Source organism: Microbacterium binotii (genome assembly GCF_021398715.1).
GTDB lineage: Bacteria > Actinomycetota > Actinomycetes > Actinomycetales > Microbacteriaceae > Microbacterium > Microbacterium binotii_A.
This window is the reverse complement of the sequence record NZ_CP090347.1, coordinates 3,016,581-3,031,772: the sequence shown is the minus strand read 5'-3', so window position 1 is coordinate 3,031,772 and position 15,192 is coordinate 3,016,581. Positions and strand designations below refer to the sequence as shown.

Genomic DNA, 15,192 nt, shown 5'->3' with positions numbered 1-15,192 from the left:
CGCATCCATCGCACATTCTCCCGTTGAATGGGCCTCCTTGTGGGCTCCGGATCGGTCCCCGGCATCCGGCACCCGCCGTGCGGGCGCGCTCAGGCGCGGGTACTGCGCAGCCCCGCCTCGATCTCGGCGGCCGCCGTCCGCAGCGGCGCGAGGGCGCGCTCCGCGTCGGCGTCGCGGGGCAGCACCACCGAGAGCGCCGCGATCACCTCGCCCGCCTCGCGCAGCGGCACGGCGACGCCCGTCGACACCGACTCGATCGAGCCCGGCGCGATCACGTACCCGTCGCGCCGGATGCGGGTGAGGATGCGGCGCAGCTCGGCCGCATCCGTCATGGTCTCGCGGGCCACGCGTCGCAGGGGCGCGTCGAGCACCCGCTCGCGAAGGGCGGCGGGGGCGTGCGCGAGGAGGACGAGCCCCGCGGACGACGCGTGCAGCGGGAGGCGGCCGGCGATGCGCGTGATGTTCGCTCCCGCATCCGGATGCGAGAGGCGCTCGACGAACAGTGCCTCATCGGCCTCGAGCACGGCCAACTGCGTGTGCTCGCGGATGACGTCCTGCACGGCGGACATCGCCGGAAGCGCCGCTTGCCTCAGGCGCAGCGCCGTCGAACCGCGCAGGGCGAGCTCCCAGAGGTGCATGCCGATGCGGATCCGGCGTTCGTCGTCGCGCTCGAGCAGGCCCTCGGCGACGAGGTCGTCGACGATGCGGTGCGCGGTGGATGCGGGAAGCTGCGCACGCCTGCCGATCTCCGCCGCCGTCTGCACCGTGCGATCGGCGGTGAACGTCTCGAGCACGCGCACGATGCGTGCCGTCATCGAGTCCCCGCTCGGCGAGTTGGCCATGCCGCCACCATCTCACGCATCCCGCATCCCGCAGGCACCCCGCGGCTAGGGTGAGGGCATGGCGGATGGCGTGCTGCGTCGGGCGATGGCGCTCATGCGGGCGTTCGACGAAGACGCCCCCGAGCTCACCGCCGCCGAGCTCGCCGAGCGCGCGGGCCTTCCCCTCTCGACGGTGCATCGCCTCCTCGTCCAGCTCATCGGCGAGGGCCTCGTCGAGCGCACCTCCGCGCACACGTACGCCGTCGGCGCCAGGATGTGGGAGCTCGGCGAACTCTCGCCTCTGGCGCTTCGGCTGCGGGAGCAGTCGCTGCCCCACCTCGTGCGGCTGTACGAGGCGACGGGGGAGAACGTCCACCTCGCGGTGCTCGACGCCCCGACCCCACCGGATGCGGTCGTGCTGTTCGCGGGGCGGATCACCGGGCGCGCCTCGGTTCCCACCCTCGGGCGCGCCGGCGGGCGACACCCGCTGCACACGACGGGGGTGGGTCGTGCGCTGCTCGCGACGTGCGACGAAGCATGGCTCGACACGTACCTCGCCGCCCCCCTCGTGCCCGAGACGCGGCACTCGATCACCGACCCCGACGTGCTCCGCGCCGACATCGTGCTCACCCGGCGCCGGGGCTACGCCGTGACCCGCGAGGAGATGACGCTCGGCAACATCTCGGTCGCCGCCGCCCTCGGCACGATCTCGGGGCTGCCGGCCACGGCGCTCGGCGTCGTCACGCACCTCGACGGCGCCGATGAGAGGCGTCTCGCCCCGCTGGTCGTGCAGGCGGCGAAGGATCTGACCAAGGCTCTCCGAGGAACCGATTCTCACTGAGTGAGAACGGAGGCGACCGGATGCGGCCCGCCGGTGCAACCCTGGACACCCCACCCGTGTGACGTCGAAGGAGACGGTTCCATGTCCACCCCTCCGCCCCAGGCTGCGGCTCCCGAGTCGCTGTTGGCCTCGGCCGACATGCCCACGCAGTCGAAGATCAACCAGGAGATCGCGGACGCGCACGCCGACGCCGCCCGTCGCGTGGCCGCCGGCGAGGACGTGCCCACCACGCTCTACGACTTCGCGCCCTACCGCTCGAGCCTGCTGCGCCACCCCACCAAGAACCCGCGGCTCGTCGACCCCGAGACCATCGAGCTGTTCTCGCCCGCGTACGGGCAGCGAGACGTCGCGCAGATCGAGTCCGACCTGACGCTCCAGCACCGCGGCGAGCCGCAGGGTGAGCGCATCACCGTCACGGGGCGCCTGCTCGACAGCTGGGGACGTCCTCTGGCCAACCAGCTCGTCGAGATCTGGCAGGCCAACGCGGCCGGCCGCTACATCCACCAGCGCGACCAGCATCCGGCTCCGCTGGATCCGAACTTCACCGGCGCCGGCCGCACCATCACGGGCGACGACGGCGGCTTCACCTTCACGACCATCAAGCCCGGTCCGTACCCGTGGAAGAACCACATCAACGCCTGGCGCCCCGCCCACATCCACTTCTCGCTCTTCGGCGGCGGCTTCACGCAGCGCCTGATCACGCAGATGTACTTCCCCGGCGACCCGCTGTTCGCGCTCGACCCGATCTACAACACCATCCGCGATCAGCGCGATCGCGACCGCCTGATCGCCGCCTACGACCACGACCTCACGGTGCCCGAGTTCTCGATGGGTTACCGCTGGGACATCGTCGTCGACGGCCCGGATGCGACCTGGTTCGAGCCCGAGGGAGAGCACTGAGATGTCCGAAGCCACGCGCCTTCCCGCCACCTCCGGCCAGACGGTCGGACCCTTCTTCGCCTTCGGTCTCGAGTACCCCAAGATGCACGAGGTCGTCTTCCCGCACTCCAGCGGCGCGATCGTGCTGTCGGGGACGATCTACGACGGTGCGGGGGCTCCGATCCCCGACGCCGTGATCGAGATCTGGGGAGCCGACACCGACGGCACGATCTCCCGCGCGCGCGGCTCTCGTCGCCGCGACGACCACACCTTCACCGGCTTCGGTCGCAGCTTCACGACGGATGAGGGCGCGTACGACTTCTGGACGCGCAACCCCGGTCCGATCGACGGCAAGGCGCCGTTCTACGCGGCCGTCGTCTTCGCCCGCGGGCTCCCGAACAAGCTGCACACGCGCATCTACCTGCCGGACGACGAAGAGCTGCTCGCGGCGGATCCGCTGCTCTCCTCGCTCGAGCCCCACGAGCGCGCTACGCTCGTCGCGACGCGCACGCCCGAGGGTGATCTCACCCACGACATCCACCTGCAGGGCGAGAAGGAGACCGTTTTCCTTGCCTTCTGACGAACCCGGGGCGCCCTTCACGGATGTGGGGCTGCTCTCCCCGGTGACGGTGTCGCACGACGCCCTCGTGGCCGACGATGCCGTGGCTGCCGCTCTCGTGACCGCCGAGGTCGCCCTCGTGCGGGCCTGGGCCGTCGTCGGTGTCGCCCCGGATGCGGTCGCCGCTGCCGCATCCGAGGAGTTCGGGTGGTCCGGGGGTGGCGCGCTCGTCGACGCCGAGTGGCTCGACACCGCGCGGCTGGCGAGTGCGGCCGTCGCGGGCGGCAATCCCGTCATCCCTCTCATCGCCCGGCTCGACGATCGCGCATCGATCCAGGTGCGTCCCTGGCTGCACCGCGGTGCCACGAGCCAGGACATCCTCGACTCGGCACTCATGCTGCTCTCCCGGCGCGCGGGGCTGCATCTGCTGGGGGTTCTCCGGCAGGTCGAGGCGCAGCTCTCCGGGTTCGCCGTCGTCCACCGCGACACGGTCGCCGCCGCCCGCACGCTGACGCAGCATGCCGTGCCGACCACCGTGGGTGCTCGTGCCGCGGGCTGGTTGCGCGGCGTCACCCGTGCGCGCGTCCGGCTCGGCGATGCCGTCGGGCAGCTTCCCGCGCAGCTGGGAGGCGCGGGCGGCACCCTCGCCTCCTTCGTCGAGATCGGCGGGACGGATGCGGCATCCGCTCTCCCGTCCGCGTACGCCGCAGAGCTCGCGCTCGCCGCCCCCGACGCGCCGTGGCACGTCTCGCGCTGGCCCGTCACCGAGTTCGGCGATGCGCTCGTGCAGGCGATCGACGCTCTCGGCAAACTCGCGACCGATGTCGCGACCGGCTCGCGCACCGAGATCGGCGAACTCGCGGAGGGCGTCGGCGGCGGTTCGAGTGCGATGCCCCAGAAACGCAACCCCACCGGCGCCGTGCTCGTGCGCTCGGCGGCGCTTCGGGCACCGCAGCTGGGAGCCACGCTGCACCTCGCGGCCGCGCTCGCCGCGGACGAACGCCCCGACGGTGCATGGCACGCGGAGTGGCCGACGCTGCGGGAGCTGCTGCGTCTCGCGCTCGGCGCTGCCGAGACGACACACGCGCTCGTGACCGGACTGCAGGTCGACGAAGACGCCGTGGCCCGTGCGCTCGCCGTGACCGATGGCCTGCTGGTGTCGGAGCGGCTGTCCATCCTGCTCGCGCCCGTGATCGGCACCGACGAGGTGCGCCGCATCGTCGGTGCCGCGACCGCGGGCGGCGACCTCCGCGCGCTCGTGCGCGAGGCGCTCGAAGCGGCGCTGGACCGGGTGCCCGGCGCGCCGCATCCCGCCGACGACGTCGACGCCTTGCTGGATCCCGCCGCCTGCACGGGACTCGCGGGCGCACTCGTCGACCGGGCTGTCGCCGACGCGCCGGCGGATGCGGCGCGCGAGAGCATCGAAGCGCCGACGGAGGAGCCCGCATGACGCAACCCGCGATCGCCCTGACCGAGCCGACCGGCCCTGCCGATGCGCCCCTGGTCGTGCTCGGTTCGTCGCTCGGCACATCCACGATCCTGTGGGAGGACGTCGTCCCTCTCCTCGTGGACGACTACCGGGTGGTGAGCTGGGACCTTCCCGGCCACGGAGCTGCGCCCGCGCCGACCGCGCCGTTCACGGTCGCCGAGATCGCCGATGCCGTCGCCGATGCCGTCCGCTCGATCGGTGGCGACGACATCCTCTACGCCGGGGTGTCCCTCGGCGGAGCGACCGGACTCGAACTGCTCCTGCGTCACCCCGGTCTCGTGCGCGGCGCGGCGATCGTCGCCTCCGGTGCTCAGCTCGGCGACGCGGCGAGCTGGCACGAACGGGCCGCCCAGGTGCGCGCGCAATCGACCTCGTCGGTGATCATCGGCTCGGCGCAGCGCTGGTTCGCCCCGGGCTCGATCGAGCGCCGCCCGGAGCTGAGCGGCCGGTTGCTGCACGCGCTGCAGGATGCGGACGACGAGGGTTACGCCCGGTGCTGCGAAGCGCTCGCCGCGTACGACGTGCGCCCGCGGCTGGGTGAGATAGCGGCTCCCGTCCTCGCGGTCTTCGGGCGCGACGACCAGGTGGCACCGGAGGCGAAGAGCGTCGAGATCGCCGAGGGCGTCCGCGACGGGCGCGTCGCGGTGATCGAGTCCGCCGCGCACCTGCCGCCGGCCGAGGAGCCGGAGCAGACCGCGGCCGTGCTGCGCGAGTTCTTCCGCGAGGTCGCGCGATGAGCCGGCCGAGCGGAGAAGGGCGCAGCGACGAGCAGCGCTACGACGACGGGATGCGGGTGCGCCGCGAAGTGCTCGGCGACGCCCACGTCGATCGCGCGGTCGCCGGCACGGCCCCGGAGACCGCGGACTTCCAGGACCTCATCACGCGCTACGCCTGGGGCGACATCTGGTCGCGAACGGGTCTGGCCCGGCGCGACCGTTCGATCGCGGTGCTGACGGCGCTGATCGCCCTCGGTCACCACGAGGAGTTCGCGATGCACGTGCGCGCCGCGCAGCGCAACGGACTGACCCGCGAGGAGATCGTCGAGGTCGTACTGCAGTCGGCGATCTACTGCGGCGTGCCGGCGGCGAACACCGCGTTCCGCATCGTGAAAGACGTCTTCGCCGAGGAGTGATCAGCCGGCGGCGCCGGGCTGTCCCTGTCGCTGCAGGTCTGCCCGGTACCGCCGCGGCGAGGCGCCGTAGCGGCGGGTGAAGGCGCTCGAGAGGGTGGCGGGGTCGGGGAAGCCCCAGCGGGCGGCGATCGTGCCGATGCTCTCGCGGGCGTGCGCAGGGTCGACGAGCTCGTCGCGGATGCGCTCCAGACGGCGCTCGCGCACGAGGCTCGACACCGTCACGCCGTTGGCCGCGAACACCCGCCGCACCGCGCGGGGCGACAGCTCGTGTGCTCGGGCGATGCGCGCGGCGTCGAGTTCCGCGTCCTGCAGGTGCTCCTCGACCCACAGCACGAGCGAGTGGAAGAGCGAGAGCACGGTCGCGGTGCCGGGCGCGCGGCCGTCGGCGAGCACCGCGTGTACGGCGGCGACGAGCGCATCGGCGACGTGACCCGCGGCAGCGTCGGACGGGCGGGAGTCCGGGGACGCCAGGGTCGACATCACCGCGCGGAGCAGGGGTGTTGCCCCGAGCGGCGTGAGGTCTGCGGCGAGCAGTGTCGTGAGCTCGCCGTGGCGCAGCGCCAGGACGGAGGTCGGAATGCGCACGAGCAGGTACTCGTGAGAGCCGGGTGCGCTGATGCGGTAGCCGTGGGCGCCCGTGTAGAGCACGATGTCGCCGGGGCCCAGCTCGACCGTCCGCTCCTCCTGCGAGACGCTCATCGATCCCGAGACGAGGTAGCCCACGACGACGCCCTGCCACTGACGCGAGGTCTCCCAGGGCTCGACCTCGACGGCGCCGCCCGCGACGAGGGCTACTTCCAACGCGCCGAGCGCGAAGCTCGCCCTCACGGTCGGCGGTTCGCCCGTCATCCCCGAGACGACGATGACGTCGTTGTTGTCCTGTGCGTCCTTCTCCGCAGACGCGGGATTCAGCCACCCGTAGACGAGGTCGGGCCCCTGCGGACCCTTCGACTCCTCGTGCGGCACCATGATGTGCCCATTCTGCCGGTCGTGCCGGGATTTCAGCCGGTCACCCAGGCGGGGTCGGCGAGGAGCTCGCGGAACTCGGTGATCAGGCGCGCCGTGTGGAACCCGTCTGCGACGGCATGGTGGATCTGAACCGCGAGCGGCAGCAGCAGGCGCCCTTCCCGCTCGACGTAGCGACCGAGGGTGAAGATCGGAGCCAGGTGCTGCGAGCCGCCGTCGATGTTCAGGGTGAAACCGGTGAAGCTCGTCCAGGGCAGGCTCGAGACGTCGAAGCTGTTCGGCGGCGGCGGTCCCTGCGGGAAGAACTCGGTGGACGCGGCGTGCTCCGCGATGACCTGCGCGGCAGCGTCGTGGAAGGCGGCGTAGTCCGGATCGAAGGGCGTCCAGACGCTCGCGAAGGTCTCGCGCTCGGCGTTGAAGATCGTGAACGAGGGATGCGCGTGCGCCCAGACGGCCGGTGCGCCGGCGCCGTCCCGTGTCATCCGGAATTCGTCGTGGCGGTTGACGAGCCGGGCGAGCGCCCAGATCTGCGAGATGTAGGTGCGTCGTCCCGTCCGGCGGACGGCGGCGGCGAACTCCGTCGCGTCGACCTCGACGGTGATCGCGTACGTGCAGGGCACGGCGTTGAGGTAGTGCTCGAAGTGCCGGCGGCGCGGCCACGCCTCGAGGTCGATGGGATGCGGGGCGTCCATGCATCGATCGTCTCAGGTGACGGGCCCGGGCTCCGATGTCGATGGTTGCCCACAGGGCATTTAAGTTGCCTGAGAAGAACCGATGTGCAGCAAATGAGCGGAATTTGAGTAAGAATGATGTGCACGCATGCACATCGGTGCAGAAGGGCGTCGTCGTCCGTTCTCGTTGCCGCCGCATCCCTACACTCCGAGGCAGGCCGGACCCGCATGAGCCCGCCCTCCCCTCGCACACAACAAGGAAGTTGGTTCCCATGTCCTCTCCCCGATCCCTCGTGAGGCTGTGGTCGCTGTTCGCGATCGCGGTGGCTCTCGTGCTGGCCGGCGGCGCCACGGCTGCCCTCGTGCAGACATCGGCCGGTTCCGTCCAGGTGCGCGACGTCACCTTCACCGGCACGGCCGGTACGAGCGTGTCCGGACTGCTCTACGTGCCCGCCACGGCCACGCCCGAGACTCCGGCGCCCGCGGTTCTGGCGGTGCACGGCTACGTCAACTCGCGTGAGATGCAGACGGCGAACGCGGTCGAGCTGAGCCGCCGCGGATACGTCGTTCTCGCCCTCGACCAGGCAGGACACGGTCGCTCGGACGCTCCTGCGTTCGGCAACGGTTTCAACGGTCCCGCGGGCCTCGCGTACCTCCGCGGCCTCGACATCGTCGACCCCGACAACATCGGCCTCGAGGGGCACTCGCTGGGTGGTTCGACGGTCATGAACGCGGCCGCCGCCTTCCCCGACGGATACGCATCCATGGTCCTGCTGGACTCGGCCACCGGCTTCTTCGGCCCCGAGGGCACGCCCGACTTCCCGCGCAACACCCTCGTCGTCTTCGCCGAGTGGGAGGAGTTCTCCGGATCCATGTGGGCCTCGCCCAACACGCGGGATCTGACCTCGAGCCCGAAGCTCATGACGATGTTCGGCACCGACGAGCCGGTCGTTCCGGGCCAGCTGTACGGCTCCATCGACGACGGCACCGCGCGCGAACTCCTGCGCCCGGCCAACAACCACCCGGGTGTGACGCACGATCCCGCCGTGACGCAGGAGATCGTGGCGTGGTTCGACAAGACCCTGGAGGGCGGCCACGACGCGGCCGGCCAGACCTGGTGGATCAAGGAGCTCGGCACCCTCGTCGCGATGATCGGCGGCGTGCTCGTGATCTTCGCCACGGGCGGACTCCTGCTGGCGACCGGCTTCTTCTCGGCGATCCGTCGGCCCGTGCCCGCGGCCGCGGGGAGCCGGTGGGGCTGGCCGTGGATCGTCTCGGCGATCCTCACGACCGGCATCCCTGCGTTCACCTTCTTCTGGTTCAACACGTGGGGCGCCGCCTGGATCCCTGCGGGCCCCGTGTTCGGGCAGTCCTACTCGACCGGCATCGTCGTGTGGGCGCTGCTGAACGGGATCATCGGCCTCGCGATCTACGCGGTCACCGCGTGGGTGCAGCGCCGTCGCAACCCCCTCGTAGCCGTGCGCGCGGCCGAGGTGGAGGGTGCCCCGGCGCTTCGTCGCGGCACTCTGATCGGCCGGGCCGCGGTGCTCTCACTGCTCAGTGTGGGTGCGGCCTACCTGCTCGTGGTGATCTCCGACTGGCTGTTCAAGAGCGACTTCCGCTTCTACGTCCTGCAGCTGCAGCCGTTGACGGCAACGCGCTTCGCGCTGTTCGCCCTGTACCTGCTGCCGTTCACGGCGTTCTTCCTGATGCTCACCTTCACCCTCCACCGGACGCTGCGATGGACCGGGCGCCCCACGTCGATGCGCTCGGAGATGATCGCCTCCGCGATCGTGCTGCCCGCCGGCTTCGTCGTGCTGGAGATCATCAACTACGTTCCGCTGTTCGTCAGCGGTGAGCTCGCGCTTCCGGGCGAGTCGCTCCTGACGATCATCGGGTACCCGTTCATCGTCGTGCTGGCGGTCGTCGGCGCCCTGTCGACGTACTTCTTCCACAAGACCGGCACCATCTACGTCGGAGCCTTCGTCTCGGCCCTGCTGGTCACGTGGAACGTCGTGGGTGGCACGGCCGTCCAGGGCGACGTGCAGGAGTGGGGCGGGCTGGCGATGACCGTGCGCGTCGTCCTCCCGCTGCTGCTGGCACTTGTTCTCGTCGTCGTGGCCGTGCGTTTGCGCCGGCGCTCCGTCGACAAGAGCGAGATCGACGCCTGAGTACACCGGCGCCCACACGGGCGGTGAGGGGAGTGCGATCCCCTCACCGCCCGTGGTGCGTCAGCCGTCGAGGAACCGCTTCGTCTGGGCGGCGATCTGCGACGCGAGCGTGTGGTGCAGGTAGTGGTCCCCGGTCATGACGACGAGCTCGCCGCGGTCCACCGATGCCGCCTGACGCTCGTGCAGCGACACCCAGTCCGCCACATCCGTGTCGTTCTCTCTCACGAACAGCAGGACCGGGAGGGATGCGGCGAATCGTGCTCCGCTCGCATCCGCGAAGTTCCGGCTCGCGTGCTGCATCTCGTCGATCATGGTCGCGGCCGTCGTGTTGCGCGCGGCGAGCATGCGCATCTGCTGCTTCGTGCGCTCGTCGTAGGGGAGTCCCTCGTAGGGATCGGGCGAGACGGTCTGCAGCGCGCGTGTGATGCCGAGGTCGTTCAGCAGCACGAGTGCGTCAGTGGGGATCGGCTCGTCCGATCCCGGCTGGTCCGGCACGCTGTTGTCGATGCCCACGAAGGCGGTCACCTCATCCGGGAAGAGCGAGGTGTAGGTGAGCGCGTAGATCCCGGCGATCGAGTGGCCCATGAGCGTGTACTTCTGCACCCCGAGCTGCTGCAGAGCCTCGTGCACCTCGCGGGAGATGTTCTCCGAGGTGCGGGGGACGTCGGTGCCGTCGCTGAGCCCCGTGCCGAACGGCTCGACGGCGATCACGCGGTAGTCGTCGTCGAGCTGGTCGATGAGCGGGGCGAAATCGAGACCGGGGGCTGCCGTCCCGAGTCCGGGCAGCAGCACGATCGTCTGCTCGTGATCGCCGCTGACGACGACGTTCATCTCGCGACCGTCGACGCTCACGCGCTGTCCGTAAGGGCTGATCTGCGAGGCTTCGGAGTTCGTGGCGACGGCGTTCACGGCCGCCATCGCGCCGACGCCGACCGTTGGGACGAGCACGAGGGCTGCGGCGACGGTGAGGGTGATCCTGGTGCGTTTCTTCATGACGTCCTGAGGTGCGGGTGTCCGGCGCGACGCGGGTGACATCGCCCCTTCAGGACATCAGTCGGGTGGCCGACGCGGCAGTGTCACCGCGTCACCGCCCGCGGTGACAAATGTCACCGAGCGGCGGTGGCGGCCGCATCCGGCCATGTCTTCGGGCGGGGGCCGTACCCGAGGGCGCGGTCTGCGCCGACGTGGAACAGCCAGCAGGCGGCGATGATGGCGAGGGCGGGCGCCGCGACGCCGGCGGCGGTCAGCCCGGTGTACAGGCCGAGCAGGGTCAGGGGCGCCGCGTAGTTGTGGGCGAGGTTGTAGACCAACGCGCCGACGCTGATGCCGAACGCGTAGCCCAGCATCGACAGATCGAAGAGCAGGAAGAGCGCGGCCAACCACCACCACGCGAAGCCCGCCGTCACGAACACGACGACCGTGGCGACGGCGATGGCCGCGCCTTCGAGGCGCTGGATCGCAGGCACGGGCGTTGCCGGTATCGGCGACTGGCGCGCGGCCGCGGTGCTCACGCCCGGCCCCAGATCTCGAAGGATGCGGCGACGGTGTCGATCGTCCGCGCGAAGGTCCGCTCGATGTCGACGGGAAGCTCGAACGCGTGAGAGGTCTCCAGCGAGAGGAAGCCGTGGAGACTCGCGCGGAGGAATCGGACCGCGTCGATCGCGTCGTCGCCCTCGAGGCCGTACCCGACGAGCACACCCGTGACCACCTCGAGAACGGATGCGGAGGCCCGCTCGTCCTCCGTGTCGCCCGGGACCGGGGCGGTGATCGTCAGCGGGTACTGGCCCGGGTGGGCGAGTGCCCAGTCGCGGTAGGCGTGCCCCATCGCGCGGATGGCGTCGCCCCGTGAGCGGCCCACTGTCGCGCGGGCGAGCGTGTGCCCGAGCTCGGTCTTGGCGCGGAGCATGACGCCCCGCTCCAGTCCCGCGAGCCCGTCGACGTGCTTGTACAGCGACGGTGCACGAACGCCGAGGTCGTCGGCGAGCGCGGCGAAGCTCAATGGTCCCGCATCCGGAGCGTCGAGCAAGGCGGCCGCGCGTTCGATGACGATCGCAGGTGTGAGCCCGGCCCTAGGCACGCTCGCTCCCCTCGTGCAGGAAGGCGAGGATGGCGTCGGCCGTGTGCTCGGGCTGCTGGGACTGCGGGTAGTGGCCCGCATCCTCGATCATGACGCTCGTGCCGTGCAGGGTCTCGGCGATCCACGCGGCCTCGGCGGCGGGGTCGGCGAAATCGGGGTCGGCGCTGCCCATGACGACCAGCGCGGGCGCGGTGACGCGTGCGAGGCTGCGCTCGGCGTCGCCGTGGTCGGTGCGCGTGGTGAGGCGGAAGGACCGCGCGTACCCGGGACGCCGCATCGCCTGGATCATCGCGGCTCGGTAGGTCTCGAAGTCGGCGGGCTTCGCGCCCGAGTACAGAGTGGCGAGATACGCGTTCCAGGCGGCGACGGCCCAAGGGCGGGCCATCAGCATCCGGAACATCAGGGCCGCGACCTTGCTCTGGTTCGGCGGGATGCGCACGAACGGCCCGACGAGCACGAGCCCCGACACGAGCTCGGGGTGCTCGGCGGCGACGATCACCGCGGCGCCGGCCGCCATCGAGTTGCCGACGATGGTCGCGGGGGCGCCGAGGTGCCGGACGAGGGCGGCGATGTCGGATGCGGTGGGCACGTCGCCGTAGGCGCCGAAGTCCGCCGAGCTGTCGCCGTGACCGCGGAGGTCGGCCGTGGCGACGCGGTAGCCCCGCGCGATGAGCAGGGGGGCGAGATGCCGGTACGAGGAGCGAAGCTCACCCATTCCGGGCACGAGCAGCAGGAGCGGGCCCTCGCCCGCGACGTCGAAGCCGATCTCGCCGCCGTCGACGCGGAGGCGCTGCGTCATCGGGGCGGAGGAGGATGAAGAGGTCATGCCCGAAACAATACATAGCCATAAAGCTATCCACAATAGCCAAGCCGTCTTTCGCTGAGTGCCTGTGGGTGACAGGGGATGGCGGCGGGTGAGGGTGCGCGGTAGGATGTTCGCTATACGCACTCGCGTTCGCAGAGCGAACACTTCCGAAGGAGGACGTGTGATCGACAAGACTGTCGCCGACATCGCGTCGGCGGTCGCCGGGATCGAGGACGGCTCCACCGTCATGATCGGAGGGTTCGGCCGTGCCGGCCAGCCCGTGGAACTCATCGACGCCCTCATTGCACACGGCGCGAGCGACCTGACGATCGTGAACAACAACGCGGGCAACGGTGACACGGGCCTCGCCGCCCTGCTCGCGGCCGGACGCGTGCGCCGCATCGTGTGCTCCTTCCCCCGGCAGTCCGACTCCTGGGTGTTCGACGACCTCTACCGCTCCGGCCGCATCGAGCTCGAGCTCGTCCCGCAGGGCAATCTCGCCGAACGCATCCGCGCCGCCGGCGCAGGAATCGGCGCGTTCTTCTCGCCGACCGGCGTCGGCACCGCGCTCGCCGAGGGCAAGGAACACCGCGAGATCGACGGGCGCACCTACGTGCTCGAGCACCCCATCCGCGCGGACTACGCGCTGATCTCGGCGCGCGCGGCGGATCGCTGGGGCAACCTCGTCTACCGCGAGACCGCCCGCAACTTCGGGCCCATCATGGCGGCCGCAGCGACGACGACGATCGTGCAGGTCGATGAGATCGTGCCGCTGGGCTCGATCGACCCGGAGAAGGTCGTGACCCCGGGTCTCTACGTCGATCGTGTGGTCGCCGTCGGCGAGCGGCGCTGGCTGAAGGACGGCGTGTTCGTCGGCGGCACCGACTTGGAAGGCCGCCCCCTCGAGAACCAGGAGCAGCGATGACCACCCGCATCCCCCGCGCGGACCTCGCCCGCCGCATCGCCGCCGACATCCCCGACGGCGCGGTCGTGAACCTCGGCATCGGTGCGCCGACGCTCGTCGCCGACCATCTGCCCGCCGACCGCGAGATCGTGCTGCACACAGAGAACGGTCTGCTGGGGATGGGTCCGGCGCCGGCGCCCGATCGCATCGATCCCGACCTCATCAATGCCGGCAAGCAGGCGGTCACGGCTGTCGCGGGTGCCGCGTACTTCCACCACGCCGACTCGTTCGCCATGATGCGCGGCGGGCACCTCGACGTGTGCGTGCTCGGGGCGTTCCAGGTCGCGCAGAACGGCGACCTGGCGAACTGGTCGACGGGCGAGCCCGGCGCGATCCCCGCCGTCGGCGGGGCGATGGATCTCGCGATCGGCGCCAAATCGGTCTACGTCATGACCGACCTGCTCACCCGCTCCGGCGAGGCGAAGCTCGTCGACGCCTGCACGTACCCGCTCACCGGCGTGGGCTGCGTCTCGCGCGTCTACACCGACCACGCGGTCTTCGAGATCACGGATGCGGGTTTCGCCGTCACCGAGGCGTTCGGCGACAACACGGTCGAGCAGCTGCGCGAGCTCACCGGGCTCGCGCTCATCGATGCGACGGATGCGGCCGCATCCGCGTCGGAGGAGGAGAAATGACCGCGAGCTTCGTGTACGACGCCGTGCGCACCCCGTTCGGGCGTGCCGGGGGCGCGCTCTCCGGCGTCCGGCCGGACGACCTCGCCGCACTCGTCATGCGCGCGGCCGTCGAGCGCACGGGCCTGGACCCGGCCCGGATCGACGACGTGATCTTCGGCGACGCGAACCAGGCGGGCGAGGACAACCGCAACGTCGCCCGCTTCGGCGCGCTCCTGGCGGGATTCCCGACGACCGTGACGGGCGCGACCGTCAACCGCCTCTGCGCCTCGTCGGTGGAGGCCGTCATCCAAGCGTCCCGTGCGATCGAGTCCGGCGACGCCGACATCATCCTGGCCGGCGGCGTCGAGTCGATGAGCCGCGCCCCCTTCGTCGTCGAGAAGTCGGCCAAGCCGTGGCCCGCGGTGGGCAACCAGACGCTGTGGAACACGGCGATCGGCTGGCGTATGACGAACCCCGCGCTGCCGAAGCCGTGGACGATCAGCAACGGCGAGTCGGCGGAGAAGATCGCGCGCGAGTGGGGCGTCTCGCGCGAGGCGCAGGACGCGTTCGCCGCACGTTCGCACCGTCTGGCCGCCGAGGCGTGGGCCGCGGGCGTGTACGACGGTGAGATCGTGCAGGTCCCCGGGGCTGAGCTCGCCCGCGATGAGAGCATCCGCCCCGACACCTCGGTCGAGAAGCTCGCGGGGCTGCGCGCGTTGTTCGCGTCGGACGGCGACGGCTCGGTCACCGCGGGCAACTCGTCTCCCATCAACGACGGCGCCTCCGCGGTGCTCGTCGCCGCGGAGGGAGCGCTTCCGGGCGAACCGTTGGCGCGCATCGCCGCCCGCGCCGCCCACGGCGTCGACCCCGATGTGTTCCCGATCGCGCCCATCGAGGCCGCCAACAAGGCCCTCGCCCGCGCCGGCTTCACGTGGAACGACGTCGACGTCGTCGAGCTGAACGAGGCGTTCGCCTCGCAGAGCCTCGCCTGCATCGCCGGCTGGCCAGATCTGGACCCTGAGCGGGTGAACATCCACGGCGGTGCGCTGGCGATCGGTCACCCCCTCGGCGCGTCCGGCGGGCGCATCATCGGCCACGCGGCGCACGAGCTCGCCCGTCGCGGCGGGGGCGTCGCGGTCGCCGCCATCTGCATCGGGGTCGGGCAGGGGCTCGCGGTCGTCCTCGAGAGGTGACCGGCGCGGA

General features: G+C 71.1%; 17 protein-coding genes. 10 read left to right on the top strand and 7 right to left on the bottom strand.

What is annotated here, in order from left to right; translation table 11 throughout:
• Positions 1–89 precede the first annotated feature (89 nt).
• Positions 90–842 (bottom strand): IclR family transcriptional regulator, encoded by a 753-nt coding sequence (locus tag LXM64_RS14685; protein ID WP_234073858.1) that lies wholly within the window; start codon positions 840–842, stop codon positions 90–92.
• A gap of 58 nt (positions 843–900) precedes the next feature.
• On the opposite strand from LXM64_RS14685, the gene LXM64_RS14680 reads away from it, so the two are divergent.
• The 6 genes from LXM64_RS14680 to pcaC all read left to right on the top strand — a co-directional run bounded on the left by LXM64_RS14680 (position 901) and on the right by pcaC (position 5,721).
• A complete protein-coding gene (locus LXM64_RS14680; protein ID WP_234073857.1) occupies positions 901–1,662 on the top strand; it encodes an IclR family transcriptional regulator in 762 nt (253 codons plus the stop codon).
• An 81-nt stretch (positions 1,663–1,743) separates the two neighbouring features.
• Positions 1,744–2,562 (top strand): protocatechuate 3,4-dioxygenase subunit beta, encoded by an 819-nt coding sequence (pcaH, locus tag LXM64_RS14675; RefSeq protein WP_137418759.1) that lies wholly within the window; start codon positions 1,744–1,746, stop codon positions 2,560–2,562.
• Position 2,563: 1 nt separating this feature from the next.
• Entirely contained in the window at positions 2,564–3,121 is a 558-nt protein-coding gene (gene pcaG, locus LXM64_RS14670) for a protocatechuate 3,4-dioxygenase subunit alpha (RefSeq protein ID WP_137418760.1), read from the top strand.
• Positions 3,111–4,550 carry a lyase family protein gene (locus LXM64_RS14665; RefSeq protein WP_234073856.1) on the top strand — a complete coding sequence of 480 codons (1,440 nt, stop codon included), beginning with the start codon at positions 3,111–3,113 and terminating at the stop codon, positions 4,548–4,550. Before pcaG ends, LXM64_RS14665 begins: the two co-directional genes overlap by 11 nt.
• On the top strand, positions 4,547–5,326 hold the full coding sequence (locus LXM64_RS14660; RefSeq protein WP_234073855.1) for an alpha/beta fold hydrolase: 780 nt from the start codon (positions 4,547–4,549) through the stop codon (positions 5,324–5,326). Before LXM64_RS14665 ends, LXM64_RS14660 begins: the two co-directional genes overlap by 4 nt.
• Positions 5,323–5,721, top strand: coding sequence for a 4-carboxymuconolactone decarboxylase (pcaC, locus tag LXM64_RS14655; protein ID WP_137418762.1), 399 nt, complete (start codon positions 5,323–5,325; stop codon positions 5,719–5,721). Before LXM64_RS14660 ends, pcaC begins: the two co-directional genes overlap by 4 nt.
• Here pcaC and LXM64_RS14650 read toward each other — a convergent pair whose 3' ends face one another.
• Positions 5,722–6,690 (bottom strand): helix-turn-helix domain-containing protein, encoded by a 969-nt coding sequence (locus LXM64_RS14650; RefSeq protein WP_234073854.1) that lies wholly within the window; start codon positions 6,688–6,690, stop codon positions 5,722–5,724. It abuts the gene before it with no gap.
• A gap of 32 nt (positions 6,691–6,722) precedes the next feature.
• Positions 6,723–7,379 (bottom strand): CatA-like O-acetyltransferase, encoded by a 657-nt coding sequence (locus LXM64_RS14645; protein WP_234073853.1) that lies wholly within the window; start codon positions 7,377–7,379, stop codon positions 6,723–6,725.
• 251 nt (positions 7,380–7,630) lie between these two features.
• Here LXM64_RS14645 and LXM64_RS14640 point away from each other — a divergent pair, with 251 nt between their 5' ends.
• Entirely contained in the window at positions 7,631–9,529 is a 1,899-nt protein-coding gene (locus LXM64_RS14640) for an alpha/beta hydrolase family protein (RefSeq protein ID WP_234073852.1), read from the top strand.
• 60 nt (positions 9,530–9,589) lie between these two features.
• Here the strand turns inward: LXM64_RS14640 and LXM64_RS14635 are convergent, their stop codons facing one another.
• The 4 genes from LXM64_RS14635 to LXM64_RS14620 all read right to left on the bottom strand — a co-directional run bounded on the left by LXM64_RS14635 (position 9,590) and on the right by LXM64_RS14620 (position 12,432).
• Positions 9,590–10,522 carry an alpha/beta fold hydrolase gene (locus LXM64_RS14635; RefSeq protein WP_234073851.1) on the bottom strand — a complete coding sequence of 311 codons (933 nt, stop codon included), beginning with the start codon at positions 10,520–10,522 and terminating at the stop codon, positions 9,590–9,592.
• Positions 10,523–10,635: 113 nt separating this feature from the next.
• Complete coding sequence (locus LXM64_RS14630) at positions 10,636–11,040, bottom strand: DUF4260 family protein (protein ID WP_234073850.1); 405 nt, start codon at positions 11,038–11,040, stop codon at positions 10,636–10,638.
• A complete protein-coding gene (locus LXM64_RS14625) occupies positions 11,037–11,606 on the bottom strand; it encodes a TetR-like C-terminal domain-containing protein (RefSeq protein ID WP_234073849.1) in 570 nt (189 codons plus the stop codon). Before LXM64_RS14625 ends, LXM64_RS14630 begins: the two co-directional genes overlap by 4 nt.
• Positions 11,599–12,432, bottom strand: a complete 834-nt coding sequence (locus LXM64_RS14620) for an alpha/beta fold hydrolase (RefSeq protein WP_234073848.1) — start codon at positions 12,430–12,432, stop codon at positions 11,599–11,601. The genes LXM64_RS14625 and LXM64_RS14620 overlap by 8 nt, the downstream gene beginning before the upstream one ends.
• A gap of 160 nt (positions 12,433–12,592) precedes the next feature.
• Here LXM64_RS14620 and LXM64_RS14615 point away from each other — a divergent pair, with 160 nt between their 5' ends.
• From LXM64_RS14615 to LXM64_RS14605, 3 genes are read left to right on the top strand one after another with little or no spacing between them, the layout of a single operon-like run.
• A complete protein-coding gene (locus tag LXM64_RS14615) occupies positions 12,593–13,336 on the top strand; it encodes a 3-oxoacid CoA-transferase subunit A (protein ID WP_234073847.1) in 744 nt (247 codons plus the stop codon).
• Positions 13,333–14,010, top strand: a complete 678-nt coding sequence (locus tag LXM64_RS14610; RefSeq protein ID WP_234073846.1) for a 3-oxoacid CoA-transferase subunit B — start codon at positions 13,333–13,335, stop codon at positions 14,008–14,010. Before LXM64_RS14615 ends, LXM64_RS14610 begins: the two co-directional genes overlap by 4 nt.
• Positions 14,007–15,182 (top strand): thiolase family protein, encoded by a 1,176-nt coding sequence (locus tag LXM64_RS14605; RefSeq protein ID WP_234073845.1) that lies wholly within the window; start codon positions 14,007–14,009, stop codon positions 15,180–15,182. The genes LXM64_RS14610 and LXM64_RS14605 overlap by 4 nt, the downstream gene beginning before the upstream one ends.
• Positions 15,183–15,192: the final 10 nt, after the last annotated feature.